This window comes from Chitinolyticbacter meiyuanensis, from assembly GCF_008033135.1.
Classification (GTDB): domain Bacteria; phylum Pseudomonadota; class Gammaproteobacteria; order Burkholderiales; family Chitinibacteraceae; genus Chitinolyticbacter; species Chitinolyticbacter meiyuanensis.
Genome location: NZ_CP041335.1, coordinates 3,668,259 through 3,688,185, shown reverse-complemented (window position 1 = coordinate 3,688,185; position 19,927 = coordinate 3,668,259). Strand labels below are relative to the sequence as shown.

General features: G+C 65.9%; 19 protein-coding genes. 14 read left to right on the top strand and 5 right to left on the bottom strand.

What is annotated here, in order from left to right; all coding sequences use genetic code 11:
• Positions 1-11 precede the first annotated feature (11 nt).
• Together FLM21_RS17525 and glnE are read right to left on the bottom strand one after the other, a co-directional pair.
• Entirely contained in the window at positions 12-314 is a 303-nt protein-coding gene (locus FLM21_RS17525; RefSeq protein WP_148716808.1) for an Mpo1-like protein, read from the bottom strand.
• Between the two features lie 12 nt (positions 315-326).
• Entirely contained in the window at positions 327-3,014 is a 2,688-nt protein-coding gene (gene glnE / locus FLM21_RS17520) for a bifunctional [glutamate--ammonia ligase]-adenylyl-L-tyrosine phosphorylase/[glutamate--ammonia-ligase] adenylyltransferase (RefSeq protein WP_148716806.1), read from the bottom strand.
• Positions 3,015-3,134: 120 nt separating this feature from the next.
• Here glnE and FLM21_RS17515 point away from each other — a divergent pair, with 120 nt between their 5' ends.
• The 7 genes from FLM21_RS17515 to FLM21_RS17485 all read left to right on the top strand — a co-directional run bounded on the left by FLM21_RS17515 (position 3,135) and on the right by FLM21_RS17485 (position 14,319).
• The gene (locus tag FLM21_RS17515) at positions 3,135-6,998 is read left to right on the top strand and encodes a YhdP family protein (RefSeq protein ID WP_148716805.1); all 3,864 of its coding nucleotides are present in this window, start codon (positions 3,135-3,137) and stop codon (positions 6,996-6,998) included.
• A gap of 14 nt (positions 6,999-7,012) precedes the next feature.
• Positions 7,013-7,813, top strand: a complete 801-nt coding sequence (locus FLM21_RS17510) for a carbon-nitrogen hydrolase family protein (protein WP_148716804.1) — start codon at positions 7,013-7,015, stop codon at positions 7,811-7,813.
• A gap of 97 nt (positions 7,814-7,910) precedes the next feature.
• A complete protein-coding gene (tldD, locus tag FLM21_RS17505; RefSeq protein WP_148716802.1) occupies positions 7,911-9,347 on the top strand; it encodes a metalloprotease TldD in 1,437 nt (478 codons plus the stop codon).
• A 103-nt stretch (positions 9,348-9,450) separates the two neighbouring features.
• Complete coding sequence (locus FLM21_RS17500; protein ID WP_148716800.1) at positions 9,451-10,512, top strand: enoyl-CoA hydratase/isomerase family protein; 1,062 nt, start codon at positions 9,451-9,453, stop codon at positions 10,510-10,512.
• A 93-nt stretch (positions 10,513-10,605) separates the two neighbouring features.
• Positions 10,606-11,289 (top strand): Bax inhibitor-1/YccA family protein, encoded by a 684-nt coding sequence (locus FLM21_RS17495; protein ID WP_148716798.1) that lies wholly within the window; start codon positions 10,606-10,608, stop codon positions 11,287-11,289.
• Between the two features lie 118 nt (positions 11,290-11,407).
• A complete protein-coding gene (locus FLM21_RS17490) occupies positions 11,408-13,699 on the top strand; it encodes a PAS domain-containing sensor histidine kinase (RefSeq protein WP_148716796.1) in 2,292 nt (763 codons plus the stop codon).
• Positions 13,696-14,319 (top strand): response regulator transcription factor, encoded by a 624-nt coding sequence (locus tag FLM21_RS17485; RefSeq protein ID WP_148716795.1) that lies wholly within the window; start codon positions 13,696-13,698, stop codon positions 14,317-14,319. The genes FLM21_RS17490 and FLM21_RS17485 overlap by 4 nt, the downstream gene beginning before the upstream one ends.
• Positions 14,320-14,355: 36 nt before the next feature.
• Here the strand turns inward: FLM21_RS17485 and FLM21_RS17480 are convergent, their stop codons facing one another.
• Positions 14,356-14,667, bottom strand: coding sequence for a ComEA family DNA-binding protein (locus tag FLM21_RS17480; RefSeq protein ID WP_148716794.1), 312 nt, complete (start codon positions 14,665-14,667; stop codon positions 14,356-14,358).
• Between the two features lie 97 nt (positions 14,668-14,764).
• Between FLM21_RS17480 and hpnC the strand changes: the two genes are divergently transcribed.
• Complete coding sequence (hpnC, locus tag FLM21_RS17475; protein WP_148716793.1) at positions 14,765-15,598, top strand: squalene synthase HpnC; 834 nt, start codon at positions 14,765-14,767, stop codon at positions 15,596-15,598.
• The gene (locus FLM21_RS17470; protein ID WP_148716792.1) at positions 15,598-16,122 is read left to right on the top strand and encodes a thermonuclease family protein; all 525 of its coding nucleotides are present in this window, start codon (positions 15,598-15,600) and stop codon (positions 16,120-16,122) included. Before hpnC ends, FLM21_RS17470 begins: the two co-directional genes overlap by 1 nt.
• Before the next feature lie 4 nt (positions 16,123-16,126).
• Here FLM21_RS17470 and lptM read toward each other — a convergent pair whose 3' ends face one another.
• Entirely contained in the window at positions 16,127-16,306 is a 180-nt protein-coding gene (lptM, locus tag FLM21_RS17465; protein ID WP_148716791.1) for an LPS translocon maturation chaperone LptM, read from the bottom strand.
• A gap of 55 nt (positions 16,307-16,361) precedes the next feature.
• Here lptM and cyaY point away from each other — a divergent pair, with 55 nt between their 5' ends.
• The 4 genes from cyaY to FLM21_RS17445 all read left to right on the top strand — a co-directional run bounded on the left by cyaY (position 16,362) and on the right by FLM21_RS17445 (position 18,890).
• Entirely contained in the window at positions 16,362-16,673 is a 312-nt protein-coding gene (cyaY, locus tag FLM21_RS17460; protein ID WP_148716790.1) for an iron donor protein CyaY, read from the top strand.
• A gap of 89 nt (positions 16,674-16,762) precedes the next feature.
• Positions 16,763-17,080, top strand: a complete 318-nt coding sequence (locus FLM21_RS17455) for a YqaA family protein (RefSeq protein ID WP_281284955.1) — start codon at positions 16,763-16,765, stop codon at positions 17,078-17,080.
• A 31-nt stretch (positions 17,081-17,111) separates the two neighbouring features.
• Entirely contained in the window at positions 17,112-18,566 is a 1,455-nt protein-coding gene (locus tag FLM21_RS17450) for a M48 family metalloprotease (protein WP_148716789.1), read from the top strand.
• A gap of 39 nt (positions 18,567-18,605) precedes the next feature.
• Positions 18,606-18,890: a hypothetical protein gene (locus FLM21_RS17445; RefSeq protein ID WP_148716788.1), complete on the top strand. Its 285-nt coding sequence runs from the start codon at positions 18,606-18,608 to the stop codon at positions 18,888-18,890.
• Between the two features lie 3 nt (positions 18,891-18,893).
• Here the strand turns inward: FLM21_RS17445 and FLM21_RS17440 are convergent, their stop codons facing one another.
• Positions 18,894-19,337 (bottom strand): DUF1841 family protein, encoded by a 444-nt coding sequence (locus FLM21_RS17440; RefSeq protein WP_187359966.1) that lies wholly within the window; start codon positions 19,335-19,337, stop codon positions 18,894-18,896.
• 89 nt (positions 19,338-19,426) lie between these two features.
• On the opposite strand from FLM21_RS17440, the gene FLM21_RS17435 reads away from it, so the two are divergent.
• Positions 19,427-19,909, top strand: a complete 483-nt coding sequence (locus FLM21_RS17435) for a glutathione peroxidase (protein ID WP_148716787.1) — start codon at positions 19,427-19,429, stop codon at positions 19,907-19,909.
• The last annotated feature ends 18 nt before the right edge of the window (positions 19,910-19,927 follow it).

Sequence of the window (19,927 nt, the reverse complement as noted above, 5' to 3'; positions counted from 1 at the left end):
AGCCACGGACTCTAGGCGCGACCGCGCATCTTGGCCCACCACCAGCGCAGGCCGACGAACAGGAAATGCCAGTCCTTGAAGAATTCGGGTGGCTTGCCCTCGAAGACATGCCCGATGAATTGCAGGATCCAGCCGATCACGAACAACAGGGTGGGCCAGATCCAGAAACCGTCGAACCAGAGCGCCAGCAAGAACAACGGGATCGAGGCGGCAATCATCGGAATGCCGAAACTATGGCAGAGCCGGTTCACCGGATGGCGGTGGCTCTGCGCGTATTCAGCGATCCAGTCGTCCCACGAGCGTCCTGCAAACATGTGCGTGTTCCTTCAATCCTCCAGCGTTTCAGCGAACAGCTGCAGCCACAGTTCGCGGACTGCGGCGAGCCCGTCGGCAAGCGGGATCAGCGCTTCGGGCTGCAGCGCGCTACCGGAGAGCCGGCTGCGGTGCTGCAGGCGGCGCAGTTCACGATAGGCGTGCCGAGCCCGCTCGGCGAGCTGCGCATCGATCAGGCCGTGACCGGCGGCGGTGGCCAACAGCGCAATATTGCCCCGATTGGCGGTGAGGTCGGCGTGGCGATGGGCATGGCCGAGCACGAGGTACTGCACGATGAACTCGACGTCGACGATGCCACCGCGGCAGTACTTCACGTCGGCAACGCGTGCGGGATGGGTTTCCAGCATGCGGTTGCGCATCTGGATCACTTCGATGCGCAGCGCATCCAGGTCGCGCTCGCGCCGCAGGATGGCACAGCGCACCGCCTCGAAGCTCTGGCCGATGCGGGCGTCGCCGGCAACGAAACGGGCCCGCGTCAGCGCCTGGTGTTCCCACACCCAGGCTGATTCGCACTGGTAGGACTCGAAAGCATCGAGTGTCGACACCAGCAGTCCGGACGTACCGTTGGGGCGCAGGCGCAGGTCGATGTCGTACAGCATGCCGGCCGAGGTCGGCGCGTTCAGCCAGTTGACGATCTTCTTGGCGAGCCGCGCGTAGGTCTCGGCCGCATCGGGGTGATCGTCGTCGTAGACGAACACCAGGTCGAGGTCGGAGGCATAGCCCAGCTCCTTGCCACCAAGCTTGCCGTAGCCGATCACCGCGAAATGCGCGCCGTCCCGATGCTTGCGCGCAAGTTCCAGCCAAGCGTGCTCGACAGTGCAGGACAGGATCAGGTCCGCCAGGTCCGACAGGTGATCGGATAGCGTTTCCAGGGTCACGTGCCCGGCGATGTCCTGCGCCACCAGGCGGAACACCTGCGTATGTTGGAAGTGACGCAGTGCGTCCATCTTGGCTTCGACATCGTCGCCCAGCGTGGCCAGCTCCTCGCGCAGCTGGCGACCGAGTGCTGCCCAGTCCGGCGAGAGATAGAGTAGACGTGGATCGAGCAACTCATCGAGCAGGATGGGGTGGCGGGTCAGGTATTGCGATACCCACGGGCTGGCGCTGTAGAGGCTGGCCAGCCGCTGCAGCGACTGTGGATGCTCGGCGAGCAGCGCGAGATAGGATTCGCGCCGGCCGATGGCTTCCAGCAGGTCGAGAATGCGGGTGAAGGTGGCATCCGGATTCGGATAGCCGGCGGCGACCTCGATCAGCGGCGGCAGGATGGCATCGACCCGCTGCTTGCTGCGGGCGCTCATCTGCTGATAGCGGCTGCCGTTGCGGAAGGCGGCGAGCCGGCGCTGCAGGTCGGCGGCATCGGTATAGCCGAGTTCGGCCAGACCCTGCGTCGTGCCATCACACTGGTCGGCCTGCTGCCACAGCGCGGCATGCGGGTGATTGCGGTCCTGCCCTTCAGGTAGCACGAACACCTGTTCGAAATGCCGGGTGACCACGGTGCGGTGCGCGTCGAGCTCATTGCTGAAGGCGGTCCAGTCCGCCTGCCCCATGCTGGCGGCGATGCGGGCCTGGTCGATGGCATTGCCTGGCAGGTTCTGTGTCTGGGCATCGTCGATGTACATCAGCCGGTGTTCCAGATCGCGCAGGTACTGGTAGGCCGCCTGCAGCTCGGCGACGGCATCCTGTGGCAGCAGGCCGAGCCGTGCCAGCTCGTCGAGCGTGGTCCGGGTGCTGCGTTCCTGCAACGACTTCACCCGGCCGCCACGAATCAGCTGAAACACCTGGGCAATGAATTCGATCTCGCGGATGCCCCCCGGGCCGAGCTTGATGTTGTCGGCCATGTCGCGACGGGCGACCTCGCGGCGGATCTGGCTGTGCAGATCGCGCATCGACGCGTAGGCGCCGTAGTCGAGGTATTTGCGATAGACGAAGGGCGTGATCAGCTCGGCCAAGCCTGCAGCATCGCCGGTCAGCGCGCGGCCCTTGATCCAGGCATAGCGTTCCCACTCGCGCCCTTGCGTCAGCAGATAGTTTTCCAGTGCAGCAAAGCTCGAGACCAGCGCGCCGGCATCGCCGAACGGCCGCAGTCGCATATCGACGCGAAACACGAAACCGTCCTCGGTCACATCGGCCAGGAGCTTGATCAGGCGCTTGCCGATCTGCGCGAAGTATTCCTGATTGCTGATGCGGCGCGCGCCGTCGGTCTCGCCGTCCTCGTCGTAGACGAAGATCAAATCGATGTCGGACGACACATTGAGCTCGCGCCCACCAAGCTTGCCCATGCCGACCACGATCAGTTGTTGTACCTCGCCGCTGTCGGCGCCGATCGGACGGCCGTAGCGTGTCTCGCGCGCCTCGCACCACGCCAGTGCCGCCTGTACGGTAACCTCGGCGAGATCGCTGACGCTGGCGACCGCTTCGGCCAGGTCGGAGCGGCCGGAGAGCTCGCGGGCGATCAGCCGCGCCATCACAGCCTGCCGCAGCTGGCGCAGCTGGCGCATGAAGCCCGCTTCGTCCTCGGCCGGCGGGGCCAGCCAGGCATGCATCTCGTCGGCGAGGAATGGTGTATCGAGCTGGGCGGCGGTCGCATCGGCCAGTGCAGGCGCACGCTGGAACAGGCGCTCCAGATACCGGCTGTGGGCGAGGGCAGGCGCCAGCGTGGGAAGAGTCACAACGTCGCTCATGGGACTGGAATCGAAAGCGGTTAGAATATTGCGGTTCGCGCCGACGGCCCGCCGTGGCGAGCCCGGTCCGACTAACCCTAACACAGCCGCGTGCCGCAAGGGCGCGTGCGTTGGCCCGCAATGTCGCATGTTTCCCTGATTCCATCGCGCGACGCCGTGCGGGGCCTGCTGCGCAAGGCGCAAGGACTGCTGCACTGGCACTGGCGCGCCTTCTACCGACTGCTGCTCTTCGCCGCAGTGGCACTGGCGCTGCTGGCGGCTACCTGGCAGTTCTACTTCATCCCCAGGCTGGAGACCTTCCGGCCGACGATCGAGCGCAAGCTGAGCGAGGCGAGCGGCAGCCGCATTACCCTGGCCCGCCTTGCCGGCGGCTGGCGCGGCATCCGGCCGCATCTGGCCATCCACGGCGTAGTGGTACACGCCGCCAATGGCACGCCAGCGTTGACGCTGCCGGGGGTCGAGGTAGATTTGTCGTGGTGGGCACTGGTGATCGGAGATGTGCAGTTTCGCCGGCTGACATTGAGCACGCCGCGGCTGGCAGTTGCCCGCGACGCCTCGGGCGTCTGGCATGTCGCCGGTTTCAGCCTGACGCCGGGTGGCGGCGGCGACCATCGTTTCCTCGACTGGGTGCTCAGTCAGCGCGAGGTGGAAATACGCGGTGGCGAATTGCTGTGGATCGATGCGCTGCATGGCAATGAGCCGCTGGCGCTGCGCCAAGTCGAATTACGGCTGAGCCGCCTGTTTGGCCGCCACCGCCTGCAACTGGGGGTGACACCGCCCGCCACGCTGGGAGGGCGACTGGCGCTCTCCGCCAACTGGCGTGGCGACGGCTTGGCCCGCTGGGCCGAATGGCAGGGCGATGCGCAGCTGACGCTGAAGCAGCTGGACCTTGGAGCATTGGTCGCGCGCTGGCCGGGTCAGCCGTTGCCGGTATCGCGCGTATCGGGCCGGCTCGATGGGCGGCTGTCGGTGCATGTGGCGGCAGGGCGGATCGACGCCGCTGATAGCGATGTATTGCTGCAAGGACTGCGCTGGACGCAGGGTGACCATCGTCTGACATTGCCGCGTTTTGATGGCCGACTTTCCTGGCAGGGTAGCGCCGATGGCCGCCAACTCAGCCTCTCAGCAGATCGCATCGTGGCTGAGCGTGGCCTGGCCTGCGAGCAATGCACGCTCCACTACAGCGCGCGAGGGCATGAGCAGCAGCTGCAGCTGGCCGGCTGGCATATCGCGCCCATGCTCGGTTACCGGCCGTGGTTGCCCGCTGCATGGCAGCAGCGGCTGGCGCCGTTGTCGGCCAGCGGCCGCGTGGCGCAGGCTTCGTTGCGATGGCAGGATGATCTTAAGCGCTACAAGGGCGAGATCAGGCTGGCCGGCGCCAGCCTTGGCTGGGGCGACGTTGTGACCCGCCTGGCGGGCGTCGATGTCGAAACCCGCTTCGACGAGCGTGGTGGCTCGGCCGGTCTGCAGAGTCGCCAGTTGCTGGCCGATCTGCCGCGCCTGTTCGTCGGTCCGTTGTCGCTGGACCGGTTCGAGCTCGACGGCAACTGGCGCCGCGAAAGCGGCGGCTGGACCGTGCAGATGAAGCGGCTGGCGCTCGCCAACGACGATGTCTCGCTGGGTGCCAGTGCTCGCTATCGCTACGACGGCCACGGGCCCGGTTTGCTCGACCTGACCGGCACCATCGCACGGCTCGACGCGGCACGGGTCCATGCCTACCTGCCGCGGGTGATCGGCGAGCAGACGCTGGCCTGGCTCACCGGCGCGCTGAAGTCGGGCCAGGCCTACGATGGCAGGATCCGCGTGCTGGGCCCGCTGGCGCAGTTCCCTTTCCCCAACGACGCTGGCGGTCAGTTCCGCATCACGGCCAAGACGCGCGATGTGGCGCTCGACTACGCACCGGGCTGGCCGATGCTGAGCGGTATCGCTGGCGAGCTCGATTTCCACGGCCAGCGCATGGACATCCGCGCTGACCGCGCCATGATCGGTGCGGTGCCGTTGCACGATACCCGCGTTGCGATTCCCGATCTGGGCGCACACGAGCCGCACCTGCTGGCCGATGGCAATAGTACGGCGGGGACGCGCGACTTCCTCGGCTTCCTGCGCACGTCGCCGCTGCATGCAGTCACCCAGGCCTATGTCGATGGGCTCAAAGCCCAGGGGCAGGGGGAGTTGGCGCTCAAGCTCGATATTCCCCTGCACGACGCCGTAGCGGCCCGGGTGGCCGGGCAATACCGCTTTCGCGACAACGCGCTGGAATTCGGCGGTGCGGTACCGCCGCTGACCGCCGCCAGCGGCGAGATCGTGTTCACCGAACAAGGTCTCGCCATCCAGGATGGGCAGGCGCAGGCGCTGGGCGGCACCAGTCGTTTCTCCGGGGCAGTGCAGGGCGGTGACTTCACCTTGCAGCTCGCTGGCCAGGCCAAGGTACGCGATACCTGGCAGCGCTATGGTCTGCCGCTGGCCGAGCGGGTCAGTGGTGCCATCGACTATCGCGGCAAGCTGGTCGCCGGCAATCAGGGTTATCGCTTCGAGATCGATACGCCGCTGACGGGCGCCCGTTTCGATCTACCGTCGCCACTGGCGAAGCCGCCCGGCGAGGCACGGCCACTGCGCCTCGTTGTCAACGGCGGTGGCAGTGGCGGCCGCGAGGAGCTTGAGCTCGGCTACGGCAAGCTGCTGCAACTGGTGGTGGCCAAGGCGGGCAACGACTGGCGCGGCACGGTGGGGTTGGGATCGATCGTGCCCAAACTACCGGACCGGACGGGCATCGCGCTGGTCGGTGGCTGGCCCGTACTCGATCTCGACCCGTGGTTGGCGCTGGCTAGTGCCGGTGCCGGTGCCGGTTCTGGCGAAGGCGGCGTGTCGCTGGCGGGCGCGCAGCTGGTCTTTGACAAGGTGAAGGCAGGCGGGCGGTTGTTGAGCAATGTGCGCTTCGCATTGCAGCGCCAGGATGCGGGCTGGCAGGGCAATCTGGCGTCGGACCAGGCGGACGGTCGCTTCACCTGGCGCTCGGCCAATGCCGGCGTGCCGCCGCTCCTGGATCTGAAGCTGAGCCGGCTGTCGTTGCCGCTGGCGCGGGAGGAGGGCGAGCGTGCTGCCGACGCGCGTGCCGGATCCAGCGCGGCGCCAGTCACGGGCGAGCCACAATGGCCTTCACTGCGACTGGCGGTGGAGGATTTCCGATACGAGAACCGCCCACTGGGCCAGCTCAGCATCGCCGCCATGCCGCAGGCCGGCAACTGGCGGTTGAACGATGTGACGTTGACCAGCGACGATGGCGAACTATCGTTGAACGGTTTGTGGCGTCGCGCCGATGCACGCTCACGTGTGTCCGGCCGCTTCGAGATCAAGAGCCCCGATTTCGGCCGATTGCTGGGGCGTCTAGGCTATCCGGATACCGTGCGGCGCGCGCCGGGTTCGTTCTCCGGCGAAGTGGCCTGGGAGGGGGCGCCGTTCCCGCCGGACCTGGCCACCATGCAGGGCTCGCTCAAGCTCGACATCGCCGCGGGCCAGTTCGCCAAGATCGATCCGGGCGCGGCGCGGCTGTTGTCGGTGCTCAGCCTGCAGTCGCTGGCGCGGCGGGTGAAGCTGGATTTTCGCGATGTGTTCTCCGATGGCTTCGAGTTCGACCAGATCAAGGGCGAGGCCACCATCGAGAAGGGCATTGCCCGCACCCAGGACCTGACCATCGCCGGGCCTGGCGCGCAGGTGCTGTTCAAGGGCGAGGCCAATATCGTGGCCGGCACGCAGAACCTCAGGGTACGCATCGTGCCGGTGGTCGGCGATACCGTGGCGATCGCCGCCGGTGTGGTCAATCCGCTGGCGGGTGTGGCCGCCTTCCTGCTGCAGCGGGCCTTGAAAGACCCGATCGGCAACCTCATTGCCTATGAGTACGAGATTACCGGCAGCATGCGCGATCCACAGGTGAAGCGCGTGCGCAGTATCGATAACCTGGTGCCGGATTTCGGCAAACCGCGCTGAACGGAGCCCTTAGCATGTTGACCTGCACCGCCGCCGCCATCCAGATGATTTCCACGCCGGAGGTGGCGGACAACCTGGCTACCGCTGCCCGGCTGATTGCCGAGGCGGCCGGGCGTGGTGCGCAGTTGGTGGTGTTGCCGGAGTACTTTGCCATCATGGGTGCGCGCGATACCGACAAGCTGGCCGTGCAGGAGACCTATGGCAACGGCCGGCTGCAGGATTTCCTGGCGGGCGAAGCGGCACGGTATGGCATCTGGCTGGTCGGCGGCACAATCCCATTGGCGAGTGACGATGCGGGCCGTGTGAGGAACAGTTGCCTCGCTTTCGATCCGTTTGGCGCTTGCGTCGCGCGCTACGACAAGATTCATCTGTTCGGCTTCGATAACGGCAGCGAACGCTATGCCGAGGCCGACACCATTGTGCCGGGCGCCGAGCCGGTGGCTTTTGATACCCCGTTCGGTCGCGTTGGGCTGGCAGTGTGCTACGACCTGCGTTTTCCCGAGCTGTTTCGCCGCGAGCAGCTCGACATCTGGGCGCTGCCGGCCGCATTCACTGCCACCACCGGCCGGGCGCACTGGGAAGTGCTGCTGCGCGCCCGTGCCATCGAAAACCAGTGCTACGTGGTCGCGTCCGGCCAGGGCGGCGTGCATCCAACCGGGCGTGAGACCTTTGGCCATAGCCTGATCGCCGACCCTTGGGGTCAGTTGCTCGATGTGCTGCCGCAAGGCGAAGGCGTGGTCCAGGCCGAACTCAAGGCCAGCCAGCTGGAGCGCGTGCGCAAGACGCTGCCGGCGCTGCAGCACCGCCGATTGTGAGACCACCCCGGCGGGTGCCGCATCTGCCCACGCGTGCTTGCCAATGCCGCGTGGCGCTGGCACTGTCGGTCATCCAACGTTTTTCCAGAGAGATGCAATGAACGCCCTCGCGATCGCCGATCAGACCCTGCTTGCCCCGTTCGACCTGAACGATGCCGCGCTCGAGCGCGTGTTCGGCGAGTTGGCGCGGCATGATCTCGACTACGCCGACCTGTATTTCCAGTACAGCCGCTCCGAGGCCTGGAGCCTGGACGAGGGCATCGTCAAATCCGGCAGCTTCAACATTGACCAGGGCGTGGGCGTGCGCGCGGTATCCGGCGAGAAGACCGCCTTTGCCTACTCCGACGACATCCGCCTCAATCCCTTGCTGGAGGCGGCCCGCGCCACCCGCGCCATCGGTCGCCAAGGTGGCAATGGTACTGCGGTGATCGCCCGGCCCGACACTGGCCACACGCTGTATCGGCCTATCGATCCGCTTGCCAGCCTTGATGAAGCGGCCAAGGTGGCGCTGCTGGAAAAGCTCGAGCGGGCAGCGCGTGCACTCGATCCCCGTGTGGTGCAGGTGATGGCCAGCCTGGCCTCGGAATACGAGGTGGTGTTCGTTGCCCGCCACGACGGCCATCGTGCGGCCGACGTACGCCCGCTGGTACGCCTGTCGGTACAGGTCATCGTCGAGGAGGCCGGTCGGCGCGAGCAGGGCGGCGCCGGCGGTGGTGGTCGCTTCGACTACGGTTATTTCAATGATGAGATCGTCGAGCGCTATGCCAAGCAGGCGGTGGACCAGGCGTTGCTGAACCTGTCGGCAAGGCCGGCGCCCGCCGGTGAAATGACGGTGGTGCTTGGCAATGGCTGGCCCGGCATCCTGTTGCACGAGGCGATCGGCCATGGCCTGGAAGGTGATTTCAACCGCAAAGGGTCCAGTGCGTTCTCCGGCAAGATCGGCCAGCGGGTGGCTGCGCCGGGCGTGACCGTGGTCGACGACGGCACCATCGCCGATCGCCGCGGCTCGCTCAACATCGACGACGAAGGCAATCCCACGCAGCGCACCGTGCTGATCGAGGACGGCATCCTCAAGGGATACATTCAGGATGCGCTGAACGCGCGGCTGATGAACATGCCGCTGACCGGCAATGGCCGGCGCGAGAGCTACGCTCATCTGCCGATGCCACGCATGACCAACACCATCATGCTGGCGGGCGATGCCGATCCGCAGGAGATCATCGGCTCGGTGAAGAAGGGCCTCTATGCGGTCAATTTTGGTGGTGGCCAGGTCGACATCACCAGCGGCAAGTTCGTGTTCTCCGCCGCTGAGGCGTGGTGGGTCGAGGATGGCAAGCTGCAATACCCGGTGAAGGGCGCAACGCTGATCGGCAACGGCCCGGACGTGCTGACCCGGGTCACCATGATCGGCAACGATCTGGCGCTCGATCCGGGCGTGGGGACCTGTGGCAAGGAAGGGCAGAGCGTGCCGGTGGGCGTCGGCCAGCCGACGATGCGCATCGATGGTGGCCTCACCGTGGGTGGCACCGGCTAATCGTCTGCTGATTCAAACGGCGCGCTGCGGAACATCCCCGATGCGCAAACGACAACGGCGGCGCTAGGCTGCCGTTGTCGTTTCACCGTCCGACTTTCCCTTCATGATCCACTGTGACCTGATTCCCACCGACAACGGCTTCCAGTTGGGCGTGCTGCAACTCGATAGTGCGGCGCGGCTCAATGCGCAGACGCTGGCCATGGTGCGCAGCATGGATGAGGCGTTGCTGCGCTGGCAGGACGACGCATCGGTGGTCGCCATCATGCTCGTCGGTACCGGTGCGCGCGGCTTCTGCGCCGGCGGCGATCTCAAGGCGCTGCATCACGCAATGACGGCGCCCGGTGCTTTGGCGGACGGCGATGCCTTCTTCGCCGAGGAGTACGGCCTGTGCCGCGACCTGCGCACCTACCCTCGACCGGTGCTGGCCTGGGGCCAGGGCATCGTGATGGGCGGCGGCTGGGGGCTCTTCGCCGCCGCGCATCACCGCATCGTCACCGAGTCGACGCGGCTGGCGATGCCCGAGATCAGTATCGGATTGTTCCCCGACGTCGGCGCCAGCCGCTGGCTGCACGAATTGCCGGGAAGGCTGGGGCGCTGGCTGGCGTTGACCGCGAGCGAGCTGAACGCGGCCGACGCGCTGTGGTCCGGCGCGGCGCATGTGGCGTTGCCCGATGCACTGCGGCCACAGCTCAAGCCCTGGCTGCAGGCGCTGCCGTGGCAAGGGCAGCCGGATCTCGATGCCATCCTGCTGCGCGAGGCCTTGTCGGCATGGGCGGCGGCGCACCCGTGCCCATTGCCGGCGGCGCGTTGGGCACCGCTGGCAGCACGGATCGATACGCTGTGCCACGGCAGCCTGCCCGAGATCGCCGACCGCTTGCGCGATGTACTCGATACCCCCGAATTCGGCGAGGGCGCCGGCCGGTTCTATGCCGGTTCACCCAGCTCGGCCTGGTTGATCCACCTGCTGGAGCACGCTGCGCGGGAACTGGACGACGATGCGCTCTGGGCGCTGGAGACACGCATCGCGCACCATGCGCTGCGCTACGGCGACTTCCAAGAAGGCATTCGCGCCAAGCTGATCAACCGCGACGGCTTGCCGCATTGGCAGCCCCGAGCCTTGCATGGCACCGCGCCGGTGGAGCTCGCGGCATGGCTGGGCGAGTGACGTTGTCATCGCTGACTTGAACTTTTCAGACTTTCCCGCCATCTTATGCCCTGAGCAGCACATGCTGCGATCCAACAATCGGAGACGATGACCATGCAATCCAATACCGCCAACCAGTGGGGCGGCGCCTCGCTCGCTGTTGAGCGCAACCGGGTTCTGCGCAACACCTACTACCTGCTGTCGCTGACGATGATCCCGACTGCGATCGGCGCGATGGCCGGTATCGCGCTGCAGTTCCACATGAGCCTGATGTGGGGCCTGCTGCTGTTCATGGGCGTGAGCTTCGGCGCGTTCTACGCGATCGAGCGCACCAAGAACAGCCCGCTGGGCGTGGTCATTCTGCTGGCCTGGACCGGTTTCATGGGCTTGTGGCTGTCGCAGATGCTGCAGCGCGTGCTGACGTTCGCCAACGGCGCCGAGCTGATCGGCATGGCCGCTGTGGGTACCGGCGCGATCTTCTTCACGCTGGCGACCATCGCGACCGTGACCAAGAAGGATTTCTCCTTCATGGGCAAGTTTCTGTTCATCGGCCTTGTCGTGGTGCTGCTGGCAGTCGTCGCCAACCTGTTCCTGCAGATCCCGGCACTGTCGCTGACGATCTCGGCGGTGTGCGTGCTGCTGTTCTCGGCCTACATCCTGTATGACGTGAGCCAGATCGTGAACGGTGGCGAGACCAACTACGTGACCGCCACGCTGGCGCTTTACCTCGACATCTACAATTTGTTCACCAGCCTGCTCAGCCTGCTGTCGGCCTTCTCGGGCAACAGCCGCGACTGATCGGTTGGCAATTGGGTTTGTCCTGACAACGCCGCCTTCGGGCGGCGTTGTCGCATCCGCCGCAGCCATGGGTTAGTCCGCATGGCAGTATCCGGGCGGCTGCGACTATCCTAGCCGCATGCCTTCCCATCACTCCCCCTTGCACTGGCAGGGCCGACTGCCCTGGTTGCTGGCCCACACGGCCATCGGCCTCGTGATGCTGGTGTTGCTGGGCTATGCCTGGATGGATTACCGCCAGACGCACAAAGCGCAGGAGTCCACGCTGGCGCAGGATCTGCTGTGGCAACAACAGGGCATCCGCCTGCATCTGCAGACCAACCAGAACGTGCTGGAGAACCTGGCCTATGGCCTCGCCGCCGAGGCGCTGAGCATTCGCGACTTCAATGCCCGGGCCGATGCGCTGATGAAGGTGAACCCCGAGCTGTTGTCGGTCGAATATCTGGATGCGCGCAACGTCCGCGTCGGTGGCCTGCCGGTCTACAGCGGCCGGCCCAACAGCCTGGTGCCGCTGGAGGATGATCAGCTGCAGGAAGCGGTCGACGGTGCGGCGGCGCTGGGGCACGCGGTCTATTCCAATGTGATCCAGCGTAACGAGCCCATGGTGGTGCTGGTAGTGCCCTATTTCACCGGCACTGTGTACACCGGTGCGGTGCTGGCCACCTATTCACTGTCGCAACTGCTGCAGCAGCGCATTCCCTGGTGGATGGTGCAGCGCTACGATCTGCAGTTGATCGATGGGCGTGGCGGCGTGCTGGCGCCAACCGGCGTGGAGCTGAAGCCGGAAGCAACCACGCAGGAGGTCGGTTTCGAGCCTCCGGGCCATGGCCTCAAGCTGGTGGCCGGCATTCGCGAGGCGCCCACCTCGGTGCGGCATGTGTGGCTGCTCGCTTCGGTGATCGTATTGCTGGCACTGCTGTGGTGGATGTTGCTGCTGTTGCGCCAGCGCATGCAGGAACGGCAGCAGGCTGAAGCCGCGTTGCAGGACGAGATGCGCTTTCGTGCGGCAATGGAGGATTCGCTGGTCACCGGCTTGCGCGCCATGGACAAGGACGGCCGCATCATCTACGTGAACCCCGGTTTCTGTCGCATGGTGGGCTGGCAGGCCGAGGAGCTGCTCGGCCATGTGCCGCCGATGCCGTACTGGGCGCCGGAAGCGCTGGAGGAGTGCGCGGCGGCATACCGCGGCATCCTCGAAGGGCAGGCACCGGCCAATGGCTTTCAGCTGCGCTTCATGCGCCGCAATGGCGAGCGCTTCGACGTGCGGTTGTATTCCAGCCGGCTGGTGGATGGCCGCGGCGAGTCGCGCGGCTGGATGGCCTCGCTGTACGACGTGACCGAGATCAAGCGTGAGCGCGAAGCGCTGGCCGCATCGCGCACCCAGCTGCTCACCGTGCTGGAAGGACTGGAGGCGGCGGTGTCGGTGACCGATGCGGCCACCGGCCGCGGCCTCTACCGCAACCGCCATCATGCCGATACCTTCGCACTGTTCGAGGAAGGCGACTATTGCCTGGTGCCGCTGTTGCCCAACGGTTCGCTTGGCGCCGATTGCGTCGATACCGTCTCCGGACGTTGGTATCACGTGCAGCGTCGTGCGATCGACTGGGTCGATGGTCGCCGGGTATGGCTGGACATCGCCTCCGACATCACCGAGCAGCGCAGCGCTGCCGAGGTGGTGCGGCTGCAGAGCGAGAAGCTGCAACACACCGCGCGGCTTGTCAGCATGGGCGAGCTTGCGTCGAGCCTCGCGCACGAGCTCAACCAGCCCTTGGCGGCCATCGGTAGCTATGCCGCGGCCGGTGAGGAGCTTCTGGCGCTGGAAAAACCGCGCGTCGAGCGTGCCCGCGAGGTGATGGTGAAGATGGGCGAGCAGGCGCGCCGTGCCGGCCAGATCATCCGCGGCATCCGCGATTTCGTCGCCAAGCGGGCGCCGCGCACCGAGCCGTGTCGACTCGACGCGGTGCTGGCGGTCCCGCTGCAATTGCTTGAACCACTCACCCGCCAGACCCGCGCCCGGATCTCGGTCGTGTTGCCCAAACCCTTGCCACCCTTCCCCGGCGACGCGGTGATGCTGGAACAGGTGCTGTTCAATCTGCTGAAGAACGGGCTGGAGGCGATGGCGACCATGCCGACTGGCCACCCGCGCGACATCCACATCGGGGCCGAATTGCTCGACGATGCGCTCGAAGTGAGCATTGCCGACACGGGGCCTGGCATGCCACAGGCCAGCCAGACCTTTCAGCCCTTTTTCAGTACCAAGGCCGAAGGGCTGGGCGTGGGCCTCAATATCTGCCGCTCGGTGCTGGAGCAGCACCGTGGCCACTTGCGTGTCGAGCCCAATCCGGGCGGCGGCACCCGTTTCATCTGCCGCTTGCCGCTGGCAAGCGAGCTCGCTACCAGTGAGGAAACATGAGAACCATCGCCATCATCGACGACGATGTCGCCGTGCGGGACGCGCTGACCCTGCTGTTCGAAACACGCGATTGGGAGGCTGAAGCCTTCGAGAGCGCGGAGGACTTCCTGGCGCGCGCCCATCCGCCGGCCTATGGCTGTCTGGTGATCGATGTGCGCATGACCGGCATCAGTGGGCTCGAGCTGTTCGACCGGCTCAAGGCCCAGCCCTACCTGCCACCGGTGATCTTTCTCACCGGCCATGGTGACGTGCCGATGGCGGTGTCGGCGGTGAAGGAGGGCGCGACCGATTTCCTGGAAAAACCGTGCGATCACCGCACCTTGGTTGCCAAGGTCGAGGCAGCCTTGTTGGACGACGCGGCCAACCGCGGCGATTGGGAAGCCCGGCAGAACCTGAATGTGCGCCTGTCCGAGCTGACACCGCGCGAGCGTGAGGTGCTGCGCGAGTTGCTGGCGGGGAAACTGAACAAGCAGATCGCCGATGCGCTCGACATCAGCATCAAGACGGTGGAAGTGCACCGCGCCCGCATCTACACCAAGCTGCGCGTGCGTTCGGCGGTGGAACTGGCTGCATTGCTGAAGGATGTGCCGCTTGCCGAGATCACTGCACCGCAGGGTTGATCAGGGCGCGAGTGGCACGCCCTGATATCGCAGCGTTTATTTTGCGGGTTTGGGTGCGGCGGTTGGTTTGGCCGCCGCCGGTTTGGCGGGGGCACCCTTGCCGACCGACACCTCGCCCTTGATCTTGGCGTAGGTGCCTTCCTTGATGCCGGGTACGTTCTTGAGATCGTCGGTCGACTTGAACGGCCCGTTCTTGCTGCGGTAGTCGACGATGGCCTGGGCCTTGGAGGCGCCGATACCCGGCAGCGCTTCAAGCTGGGCGGCGGTTGCGGTGTTAATATCCACCGCGCCCCAGGCGGTGGTGGTCAGGAATGCGCTGCACAGCAGCGCGGCCAGCCATTGCTTCATCTTTACTCCCTCCTTTGTTAAATGACGAGAGCATGTCTCGCTATCTGACTTTAGCCGTCAAAGTGTGATTTGCTATCGCCGTTCGTCAGGTTTGCTTATGGCTGGAATCAGCGCGCAATCGTCGGTCGAGCATTACGAGAACTTCCCGGTCGCCTCCATTCTGATGCCGAGGCGCTACCGCAAGGCGGTGGCAGCGGTCTATCACTTTGCGCGACATGCCGACGATCTGGCGGATGAAGGCGACGCCGCGCCGGAGCAACGGCTGGCGGCACTGGCCGAATGCCATGCCGAACTCACGCGCATCGAGGCTGGCGAAGCGCCGCAGACCGCGCGTTACCGAGCTTTGGCGCCCGTGCTGACGCAGTATCAAGTGCCGGTGGCGCTGTGCCACGATCTGATTTCGGCCTTTGAGCAGGATGTGGTCAAGACGCGCTATGCCGATTTTGGCGAGCTGGTGCAGTACTGTCGGCGCTCGGCCAATCCGGTCGGGCGCATCCTGTTGCATTTCTTCGGCGAGCGCGATGAACGTAAGCTGGCGATGTCCGATGGCATCTGTACTGCGCTGCAGTTGATCAATTTCTGGCAGGACGTCGCCATCGACTGGCAAAAGGATAGGGTCTACCTGCCGCAGGATGAGATGGCGCGCTATGGGGTGACCGATCAACAGATCGCTGCCGGCAAGGCCGACGGCGCGTGGCGCCAACTGATGGCCTTCCAGGTCGACCGTACCCGCCGCATGCTGCAGGCTGGTGCGCCGCTCGCCATGCAACTGCCGGGGCGGATCGGGCTGGAGCTACGGCTGACGGTGCTCGGCGGCGATGCCATCCTTACCAAGCTGCAGCAGGCGCAGTACGACATGTTCCGTCACCGGCCCACGCTGGGCGCCAGTGACTGGCCGCGCCTGCTATGGCGTGCGCTCAGGAAGCGCTGATGCTGCGCTGGTTGTGCCTGACCTGCTTGCTGCTGGCGGGCTGCCTCGATGTCGACTTCCCGCGCAGCGAACCCAGCCGCGGCGAGTTGTTGCAGGGCCGGGTGATCGGCGTGGCCGATGGCGATACGCTGACGTTGCTCGATGCGCAGCTCGTCGAGCACCGATTGCGGCTGGCTTTCGTCGATGCTCCGGAGAAGGCACAGGCCTACGGCAGTGCCGCCAAGTGGCAGCTATCGGCCGAGGTCTATGGCCGCGAGGTGCGGGCCGAGGTGGTCGATGTCGATCGCTACGGTCGCGGCGTGGCGCGAGTCTGGCGCGGAGCCGAGGATGTGAATCTCGCGCTGTTGCGGCGGGGGCTGGCTTGGCACTACACGCGCTATGCCGAGGACAAACAGCCAGGCGAGGATTTTGATCACTACGCCGCTGCCGAGCGCAATGCGCGCAGCCAGGGACTGGGTTTATGGCAGGGCAGGCAGCCGCTACCGCCCTGGCAGTACCGGCAACGCCAGCGCGCCGGGCACTGAAGGACTACAGGCTGGATGCGGTCAGTGCCGGTGGCGGAGTAACGGCTCCGGCAACCGGGGTGACGGTGACCGGCGTGGTGCGGATGGCGGGACCGGACTGCACGCCATCGGGCAGGTAGAGGTTGCCCTTGAAACCGCAGGCGGCGAGCGTCAGGGCGGCGAACAGCATCAGGGTGGCGCGCATCAGTCAGGCCGTTGGTGGCAAAATCGCGATGTTATCACGCACCCTAGTCGCTCCCATGACCGAATCCGAATTCCTGACGCTGACCGACGCCGTATTCGCCCGCATTGAATCCGCGCTCGATGCTGCGGGCCTCGACGTCGACACGCTCCGCGCCGGCAATGTGCTCGAGATCGAGTTCGACGACGGCTCCAAGGTCATCGTCAATCGCCATGCCGCCAACCAGGAGCTGTGGATCGCTGCCAAGAGCGGTGGCTACCACTATCGCCATGGCGATGGCGGCTGGCGCAATACTCGTGGCGAGGGCGAGTTCTATACCGATCTCGCACAGGCGATTGCGCTGCATGCCGGCGAGGAGTTCGCGTTCTGATTGCGGCGGATTGGGGCTGGCCGCTGACGCTGTTCGGCTCGGCACTGCTCTCGGCCACGCTGCTGCCGGGGAACTCCGAGGCGGTGCTGGTGGCCTACCTGCTCACCCCGGCCGGCTCGCCATGGCTTGGTCTGCTGCTCGCCACCGCGGGCAACAGCCTGGGCGGTGCGATCAGCGTCTGGCTGGGCCGACGGCTGCCACGCAAGGAAATGCCGGCGCGCGCGGCCTGGCTGGAGCGCCATGGTGCCTGGGTATTGTGCCTGTCCTGGGTGCCACTGCTTGGCGACGCGCTCTGCGTGGCGGCCGGCTGGCTGCGCTGGCCCTGGCGCCGGGTATGGCCAGCGCTGGTGGGGGGCAAGCTGCTGCGTTATCTTGCCGTGATTGCCTCGGTCGAGGCGCTGGGCTGACGCCCCATCCAACACGAGAAAACGCTCAACCATGCTGCCCAGCCTGCTGCGCCGCTTCCTGATCGCCGCGACGATGGCCATGCACCTGGCGCAGCCGGTGCTGGCGCTCGACAACGATCTGCCGGACCTTGGCGATACCTCCAGCGCGTCGTTGTCCGCCAGCGACGAGCGCCAGATCGGCGCCGCGGCGATGCGCGAGTTGCGCCGCAGCGGCGCCTTGCTCGACGATCCCGAGCTGGTGGCCTACCTGAATCAGCTCGGTGGCCGGCTGGTCGACGCCAGTGGTTATACCCAGACCTCGTTCACCTTCCTGCCGCTGCGCGATGCTTCGGTCAACGCCTTTGCCGTGCCCGGCGGCGTGATCGGCGTGCACAGCGGGCTGATCGTCACCGCGCAACACGAATCCGAACTCGCCAGCGTGCTGGCACACGAAGTGGCGCACGTTTCGCAGCACCATCTGGCGCGGCTGGTGGAGAGCCAGCGCATCACGCCGTGGATGACGTTGGCTGCGATCGGGCTCGCCATCCTCGCCGCCCACGCCGGTGCGGGCGATGCGGCTGCCGCTGCGGCCGCCGCCGGCCCGGCACTCGCGGTGCAGCGCCAGCTCGATTTCACCTATGCCTTCGAGCAGGAGGCGGATCGGGTCGGGATGCAGACGTTGACGCGTGCCGGCTTCGATCCCTCGGCGATGCCGGCCTTCTTCGAGCGGCTGCAAAAGCACAACCGGCTGATCGAGAACAACGCACCTGAATTCCTGCGCACCCACCCGGTGACCTACAAGCGGATCGCCGACGCGCAGGCGCGCCTCAAGGACATGCCTTACCGCCAAGTGCCGGACAGCGCCGAATTCCTGTTCATGCGTGAGAAGGCACGGGTGCTGCAGGGCGACGCCCGCGCCATGGTCAATTACTATGCCAAGGCGCTCACCGAGGGGCGCTTCATCAACCGTGCAGCGCACCTGTATGGCTACGCGCTGGCGCAGCTGAGGGTGAACGAGCTGGATAGCGCGGGCCGCAGCTTGGCGGAAGCCCGCACTGCGCTGGGCCGGCCGCATGCAGCGCTCGAATACCTGAACGGCCAGTTGCTGCTGGCGCAGGGCAAGCCGGTGGAGGCCGCCAACCAGTTGCGCGCGGCGGCACAGCGCTTCACCGGCAGCCGTGGCCTCGTCTATGGCGAAATCGACGCGTTGATCGCGGCGCGCCAGCTCGATCCGGCGCTCAAGCTCACGTTGAGTTCGCAAGAGCTGTATCCGTCCGATGCCGAGCTCTACCAGCGCGAAGCACGCATCTACGAGGCCAAGGGCGAGGCGCAGCGCCAGCACAAGGCGCAGGCCGAGTACTACATCCTGCTGCTGGAATACGGTGCTGCCATCGAGCAACTGCAGATCGCCCAGCGCCAGCCCGGCAACGATTTCTATCTGCTGTCCGCGATCGATGCGCGGCTGCGCGAGCTGCAGGACGCCATCGCCAAGCCGGACAAGCGATGAGCGTTGCGGCTTGGGGCGGTATGCGGCACGGAGCAGGCCGTGGCGCGCCGTAGTAAACGAGGCGCGCTGTGCGCGGAATTGCAGCGGGTGCTGGATAGTGAACTGCCGCGCGGCAACCGTTTGGCAAGCCCGCCTGCCGTGACCGATTGGCCGCAGCCGGGCAGCGTGTTCGCTGCACTGGAGCAGGAGCTAGCTTGCCGTAGCACTTTGCCACCGCAGGTCGAGCATGCGATCTGCAGCGACCCGCACTACGGTTGGCACGACGAATGCTATTGCCCACTGCACGGCCATCTGCTGGTTGCTGGGCAGACGCGGCCGCGCTGAGGTTCAGTCCCGGCTGGTCGCCTGGCCGAGCCGCGTGCGCAGGATATCCAGATACAGATTCGGATCGGGCGGCACGCCGTGGCGCTGGGCGTGCCAGATCATTTCGCCCAGGCCATCGAGCATCAGGTGCAGCGCGGCGTGTTCATCGCCGTAGTGCGCGCACAGCTGCTGATAGAGCGCTCGCACGCCGGCCGGCTGGTCGATCGACAGCTGCTCCTCGATCGCCAGATGCATGGAGATATGCAGGAAAGGGTTGGTCTCGCCGATCTCGGGCGGCCAGTCGCGATCCAGGTAATCCGGCGTGAGGAAGCGCTGGTATTCCGGGTGCCGCAACAGCACGCCGACGGTGATGCGTTCCAGATCGGTGAGCGGTGCCTGTTGCGTGTGCTTCTGCCAGGCATCGATGAAAAAGCGGCGGGCTTCGTCGCGGGTAGGGTTGAACAGCATGGATGGGGCGAGGATGATCGTGCACGAATTATCGCCCAGCCGGCCGTCGCTTACGAGCCGCCCTGACCAATTGCACAGGAGCATGCACCATGACCACCGTTTACGATTTCTCGGCCAAAGACATTTTCGGCGACGAGGTGCCGCTGTCGCGCTACCGCGGCCAGGTGCTGCTTGTTGTCAATGTGGCGAGCCAGTGCGGCTTCACGCCGCAGTACGAGGGCCTGGAGTCGCTGTATCGTCAGTACAAGGATCGTGGCTTGGTGGTGCTCGGTTTCCCGTGCAACCAGTTCGGCAGCCAGGAGCCGGGCAACGAGGAGGAAATCCGCTCGTTCTGCTCGACCCATTATGACGTGACCTTTCCGCTGTTTTCCAAGGTGGATGTCAATGGTGATGCTGCCGATCCGCTGTACCAGCACCTGAAGAAGGCCGAGCCGGGCATTCTCGGCACCGAAGGCATCAAATGGAACTTCACCAAGTTCCTGGTCGACCGCGAAGGCAGCGTGGTCGAGCGTTACGCGCCGACCACCAAGCCGCAGGAGCTGGTGGGCGCGGTGGAAAAACTGCTGGGCTGACCGGCGCGGCGCGGCACG

Bases quoted from the DNA above. Each gene is read 5' to 3' on its own strand.
- FLM21_RS17485 (WP_148716795.1), top strand. From the start codon at position 13,696: ATGAGAACCATCGCCATCATCGACGACGATGTCGCCGTGCGGGACGCG.
- FLM21_RS17490 (WP_148716796.1), top strand. From the start codon at position 11,408: ATGCCTTCCCATCACTCCCCCTTGCACTGGCAGGGCCGACTGCCCTGG.
- FLM21_RS17450 (WP_148716789.1), top strand. From the start codon at position 17,112: ATGCTGCCCAGCCTGCTGCGCCGCTTCCTGATCGCCGCGACGATGGCC.
- FLM21_RS17525 (WP_148716808.1), bottom strand. From the start codon at position 314: ATGTTTGCAGGACGCTCGTGGGACGACTGGATCGCTGAATACGCGCAG.
- FLM21_RS17510 (WP_148716804.1), top strand. From the start codon at position 7,013: ATGTTGACCTGCACCGCCGCCGCCATCCAGATGATTTCCACGCCGGAG.
- lptM (WP_148716791.1), bottom strand. From the start codon at position 16,306: ATGCGCGCCACCCTGATGCTGTTCGCCGCCCTGACGCTCGCCGCCTGC.
- tldD (WP_148716802.1), top strand. From the start codon at position 7,911: ATGAACGCCCTCGCGATCGCCGATCAGACCCTGCTTGCCCCGTTCGAC.
- cyaY (WP_148716790.1), top strand. From the start codon at position 16,362: ATGACCGAATCCGAATTCCTGACGCTGACCGACGCCGTATTCGCCCGC.
- FLM21_RS17470 (WP_148716792.1), top strand. From the start codon at position 15,598: ATGCTGCGCTGGTTGTGCCTGACCTGCTTGCTGCTGGCGGGCTGCCTC.
- FLM21_RS17480 (WP_148716794.1), bottom strand. From the start codon at position 14,667: ATGAAGCAATGGCTGGCCGCGCTGCTGTGCAGCGCATTCCTGACCACC.
- FLM21_RS17440 (WP_187359966.1), bottom strand. From the start codon at position 19,337: ATGCTGTTCAACCCTACCCGCGACGAAGCCCGCCGCTTTTTCATCGAT.
- FLM21_RS17495 (WP_148716798.1), top strand. From the start codon at position 10,606: ATGCAATCCAATACCGCCAACCAGTGGGGCGGCGCCTCGCTCGCTGTT.
- hpnC (WP_148716793.1), top strand. From the start codon at position 14,765: ATGGCTGGAATCAGCGCGCAATCGTCGGTCGAGCATTACGAGAACTTC.
- FLM21_RS17500 (WP_148716800.1), top strand. From the start codon at position 9,451: ATGATCCACTGTGACCTGATTCCCACCGACAACGGCTTCCAGTTGGGC.
- FLM21_RS17435 (WP_148716787.1), top strand. From the start codon at position 19,427: ATGACCACCGTTTACGATTTCTCGGCCAAAGACATTTTCGGCGACGAG.
- glnE (WP_148716806.1), bottom strand. From the start codon at position 3,014: ATGAGCGACGTTGTGACTCTTCCCACGCTGGCGCCTGCCCTCGCCCAC.
- FLM21_RS17515 (WP_148716805.1), top strand. From the start codon at position 3,135: ATGTCGCATGTTTCCCTGATTCCATCGCGCGACGCCGTGCGGGGCCTG.